The sequence below is a fragment of the Synechococcus sp. B60.1 genome (genome assembly GCF_047462555.1).
In the GTDB taxonomy this organism is placed as follows: Bacteria; Cyanobacteriota; Cyanobacteriia; order Thermostichales; family Thermostichaceae; genus Thermostichus.
In genome coordinates, this window is record NZ_JANSJN010000038.1 from 1 (window position 1) to 4,823 (window position 4,823).

Genomic DNA, 4,823 nt, shown 5'->3' on the forward strand with positions numbered 1-4,823 from the left:
AGGCAATTGTTCCCGCCCCCAGCCAATTGCGCTCAACTTTGAGAGGAGAGCTGGGGCTTGGGATCCCTTGCCCTATCCACCTCAATCTGGGCCAACTGCTGCCGGGCCGCCTGCCGCATCACCTCCACCGGCACAGGCTTGCCCCCCAGCCAGAGGGAGAGGGCCTTGGCCCCCTGGTGGATCAGCATCTCCAGGCCACTGATGGGGGTGTGGCCTAACGCTGCGGCCATACGCAGCAGCGGCGTGGGATCCGGTACATAGATGAGATCGTAGACAACGGCGCCGGCGGGCAGAAGGCGCAGTTGCTCCCGGCTGAGGGGAGACAGCTCAGCAGTGGATCCCGGCTTGTACATGCCCACGGGGGTGGTGTTGACCACAAGGGAAGTCTTGGGCAAGTGGCGCTCCAGCTCGGCCCAGCTCAGCGTTTCCACCTGCGGCCAGGTCTGTTGCAAAGCCTGTAACTTCTCAGGGGATCGCCCGGCCACCCGTACTGGCCCCAACTCCAACTCCAAACAGCCCTGGATGGCCGCCCGCGCCGCCCCGCCACAGCCCAGGATTAGGGTGGGGATCCCCTTTTCCAGGCCCAGCAAAGGCTGAACAAAGCCGTCGATATCAGTGTTGGTGCCGCCCCAGCCTCCCTCCGGCAAGGCGTAGACCGTGTTTACTGCTCCCACCTTTGCCGCCCGCGCTTCCACCTGGCTGAGCAAAGGCAGAATCGCCTGCTTGTGGGGAATGGTGACGTTAAACCCCCGCACCCCGATGGCCGCCAGCCCGGCCACCGCCACTGCCAGGCGCTCTGCCGCCACCGGAAAGGGCACGTAGCAGTAGTCTTCTCCCATGGCCGCCAAGGCAGCGTTGTGCATCGCCGGGGATAGGCTGTGGGCCACCGGATCCCCGATCAGGCCCAGCAATTGCGTACTTCCCGAAATCCGTCTGTCCACCCCAGCTCCTAAGGGATCCCTGCCCTGTAGCTCCGATTAGTTAGACTCCGACTCCACCCGATCTAAAGTTTGCCGGTAGCGCTGCCGCCAACTGGCCAGGGATTCTTCGGAAATGTGGTCGATTAAACTGCTCATCTCGCCCAGGATCTGGTAGACGCGGTCAAAGCTTTGGCGGGTGCGCTCTTCTTGATCTGGCTGGCGCACCTGCACCAGGTACAGGCTCATCTTGATGGTTTGCAACCGGTTTTTGCCCAGATCCTCCAGCATTTCCCGAATTTGCCCGATCGCCTCCTGCCGCACCCGGCGTTGCCGCCGCCGCAACAGCCAGAACAGGATGCCGTGGATAACTCCCACCACGGTGGCGCTGATCGCCGTTGCCGTCGCCACGGAAAGAGCGCTGCGGCTGGCCACCCAGCCGCTGAGTAGGATTACGCCTATCCCCACCGCCGTCAGGATCAGCTCGATGTTGTTGAGAAACCACCTTCTTGCTGGCTTCCAGATGGCGGATTGGCTCCGACTAGAATTGAACATGGCTGTTCTTCCCACCTCCCACCTGCCTATTCTGCTGCGGCCAGCCCACCGCCGGGTTCTGGGGATTGGACTTACCGGCGCAGTCGCCATCCTCCGCGGCCCAGTTGACGCTTCAGACGCCGCCGCGGTTTCCGCCGGCGGATCCCCAAGGGCTGCTGAGAGGGGGATCCAGCTTCAAACCGCTCAGCCCTAGGCTCCCGCACCCCTTGGCTGATATCCTGGTTGTGTTGCCGCAACTCCTCGAGCTGCCTGAGGCGAGTTTCCAGCTCTTGGCGTAGCTCGGCATTCTCTTTTTCTAGATGTTGCAAACGCTTCAGCAGCTCTGAGGACGCCGTCCCGCTACTGCAATCGGAAACCGGGATGGGATGAGGTGCAGTCACCACCGAAGTGTGGACATTTTTGCTGTCTCGCAGGGCTTGGGCAGCCCGTCGCACCAGGGCCACCCCCTTGGGATCGTCCTTATCTGTGAGGGTGGCCGCCCCAAATTGAAGCTGCACCGGCAGCGCTCGCCCATTCACCACAAAGGGATCCTGGATCAACCGCTGGCAGCAGCGCTCGGCGGCAATCTGGGCAGCAGCCAGAGTGCTCCCCGGCAGCACCACAATAAACTGCCCCTCGTCGTAGCAAAAGAGGTCATCCCCCTCTCGCAAGTTGTGGGCCAAGCGATCCGTAAACAGCTTGAGAAGAGCAGCCCGACCGCCGGCCTCTAGGCCTTGCCCCAGCGCACTGAGGTTGGCCAAGCGCAGCACAAACAAACTGAGGGGATCTGATTGGGCACGGGCTTGGGCCACCCGCAACGGCAAGCGAGTAACCAAATCCTGCCGATTGCCCAAAGCAACCGAGCCAGAAGGAGATGAGACTTGTTTTTGTCCAGTCTGGAGCAGATATTGCTGGCGGCGGCTCTCCACAATGCGCAGCCCTGCCCGCACCCGCGTCAGCAGCTCTGCCGCCTGAAAGGGCTTGGAGAGGAACTCATCGGCTCCGGCTTCTAACGCCCGCTCCATGCTGTCGTTGCCCTCGCGGGCGGTCATGAGGATGTAGTACACCCAAGCATATTCGGGTGATTGCCGTAGCTGCCGGCATAGATCCAGGCCATTTAGATTGGGCATGACCCAGTCGGCGATGATGAGATCTGGGATCCGGCGGCGGATTTGCTCCAGGGCAGACAAGCCATCCAAAGCATAAGAAATACTACAGCCCTGCTTACCCAAAAAGTTGGACAACATCTCTGCCACCATGTAACTGTCATCCACGATCAGCACATGGGCCCGCAAGCTGCTGGCTCCGCCTTTGCTAGCGCCCAAGCCCGCCTGAGGGCCTTCAGACGTACCAGTGGCAGCAGCGTTCTCCAAATTGGGATCCACGGGTAAGCCAAAGCCAGATGACAAGGAAATCCGGGAAAGCAAACTTTCCCGTGTTTTCCATCGTTATTCTAGACGTAGGGATTGGCAGCCACTACCTAACTTTGCCGGGTTATTTTTTTGAGATTTTTGAAGTTTCGCAGTCATTCTAAACGCGAGGAAGATGCTTCTGGGCGTTCCCCGCTACTGCTCCTCACGCCCCCAGGGGGAATCCTCCTCTGCCCCAGGGAGAGGGAAGGCAGGGTTCGCCGTGACTTCATGGCCACCCCAGGAACCTAGAAACGAATCTCAAGCGTGACTTGGGCGCGCACGGCTTGTTGTCCTCCTTCCACCGGTGTGGAGGCTGCCTGTAGGCGAGCATACTCCGCTCCACCCATGCCTGCTAGAGGAACTGGCGGCGCGATGGAGCCCTCGCTGTGAATTTGGATGCCCTCCACAGAACGAATGCTCAGGTTCAAGGCCCTCAACACATCGCTGGCTTGACGTTGGGCATCTTCCACGGCCTGGGTCAGGGCACGGCTGCGCGCCTGCAGCAAGGTGGCCTCATCCGCTCGGAAGCTGACCGATTCCACCTGGGTGGCTCCGGCGGCCACGGCTTCATCCAGCACCTGTCCGGCTCGGGCTATGGGTACTTCAAATTGCAGGCTGTTTTGCCCCTGTACCCCGGTCAGGCGGGGTGGGCTCTGCTGGTAGTCGTATTGCGGATAGAGAGAAATGCCGGTGGTCTGCAGGGCGCTCACCTGCAGCTCTTTGAGGCGGTTCACCAGCCGCTCCGAGCGCTCGGCCACCTGCTGCTGTACCGCTTGGGCTGTCTCCCCTTGGAGCACCACCCCCAGCCGGATTACGGCAATGGAGGTTTCCACCGCAACAGATCCCTGGCCGGTTACCGTCAAGGTTCGGGATCCCTCACCGGGACTGGCCATTGCCCCGCCTCCAGCGATTGCGTTCCAACCCAACAGTGCCAGCGCCAGTACCACGCCCAGCCAGGCCACCCCCTTCAGCCTTTTCCACCCCTTGAGCCTGTCCATTGCTTCCCCCTTCAGTCGTTCAACCCCAGCCTACTTCCACCGTTCCTCCACCTGATCTGACAAAAGCCCCAGCCACCAGTTCCCTAACCTCACCCAGCCGCTGCGTTCTTGCCCCCCCGGATTGCGTATCCGCACATAAAACACGCGTTGATACTTGGAAGTGCTGCCGGAAAAAGGCCCCAGCCGCCAATACCGCGCCTCCTGGCTCAGAATGGAGTAGCCATGCTTTGCCGCCCACCGCTGCAGCAGCTCCTGGCTGCGTCTTTGTTCCCAGACAAAAATTCCCAGGAACAGGGCAACGGCAACCACTGCCCCCAGCAGGGCCAATGCCAGCTCAGACATAGAGATAGACAGCAAGGCTATTGCCCATCGTATGGGAGTTGCTCCAAGGCTGGGATCCCCGGCTGCAAAAGTTAACCTTTGCCGCCTTAGCCGCTTCCAAAAGAGCGATCTCCGCTCCTGCCCACAGGACGTATGATTGAGTCAGCGTGGTCAAAACTCGATTTGTTGATTGAGTGAATTGATAAGGTCTTTTTGAGAATGGCTGCATCGAAACTGCGACAACTGCTGCACGACCTGGATGTTGAGTTGCAAAAAACCCCTGGCTTGGATGAAAAGCAGCGGCAGCACATCGCCACCATTCGCCAGGAGGTAGAGGCGGTGCTGGCCGAGCTGGGATCCCCAACCGAGAGCTCACGAAACCAAGGGCGGAAAGCTCGCATTGGGGAAGCGCTGGCCCTGTTTGAAACCTCCCACCCCAACCTCACCCTGATCCTGGAGCAAGTGATCGACACACTGGCAGGGATGGGTCTGTAGTTCCCCCAGTGGGTATCCGAGGGTTTCAGAATGAACAGCCAAGACCGCTTAGATCGAGCAGAACAACTCCTAGCCCAGGCAGCCGAGCAGATTGCGGCCAACAGCCGCGAGATCCAAGAGCTACGCCAGGCCATCCGAGAAAGCCA

The 4,823-nt window shown here is 60.5% G+C and carries 6 protein-coding genes; 1 reads left to right on the forward strand and 5 read right to left on the reverse strand.

The features are described from left to right. Positions 1-32 precede the first annotated feature (32 nt). From NW863_RS05940 to NW863_RS05960, 5 genes are all read right to left on the reverse strand, one after another. Entirely contained in the window at positions 33-941 is a 909-nt protein-coding gene (locus NW863_RS05940; RefSeq protein WP_414365182.1) for a shikimate dehydrogenase, read from the reverse strand. 36 nt (positions 942-977) lie between these two features. Beyond that, on the reverse strand, positions 978-1,472 hold the full coding sequence (locus NW863_RS05945) for a hypothetical protein (RefSeq protein WP_414365183.1): 495 nt from the start codon (positions 1,470-1,472) through the stop codon (positions 978-980). 71 nt (positions 1,473-1,543) lie between these two features. Next, positions 1,544-2,776: a response regulator gene (locus NW863_RS05950; protein ID WP_414365185.1), complete on the reverse strand. Its 1,233-nt coding sequence runs from the start codon at positions 2,774-2,776 to the stop codon at positions 1,544-1,546. A gap of 332 nt (positions 2,777-3,108) precedes the next feature. Further along, positions 3,109-3,756: an SIMPL domain-containing protein gene (locus tag NW863_RS05955; RefSeq protein ID WP_414365187.1), complete on the reverse strand. Its 648-nt coding sequence runs from the start codon at positions 3,754-3,756 to the stop codon at positions 3,109-3,111. A 135-nt stretch (positions 3,757-3,891) separates the two neighbouring features. Continuing rightward, entirely contained in the window at positions 3,892-4,203 is a 312-nt protein-coding gene (locus NW863_RS05960; RefSeq protein WP_414365189.1) for a hypothetical protein, read from the reverse strand. Positions 4,204-4,401: 198 nt separating this feature from the next. Here NW863_RS05960 and NW863_RS05965 point away from each other — a divergent pair, with 198 nt between their 5' ends. Continuing rightward, positions 4,402-4,677, forward strand: coding sequence for a DUF4404 family protein (locus tag NW863_RS05965; protein WP_414365191.1), 276 nt, complete (start codon positions 4,402-4,404; stop codon positions 4,675-4,677). Positions 4,678-4,823: the final 146 nt, after the last annotated feature.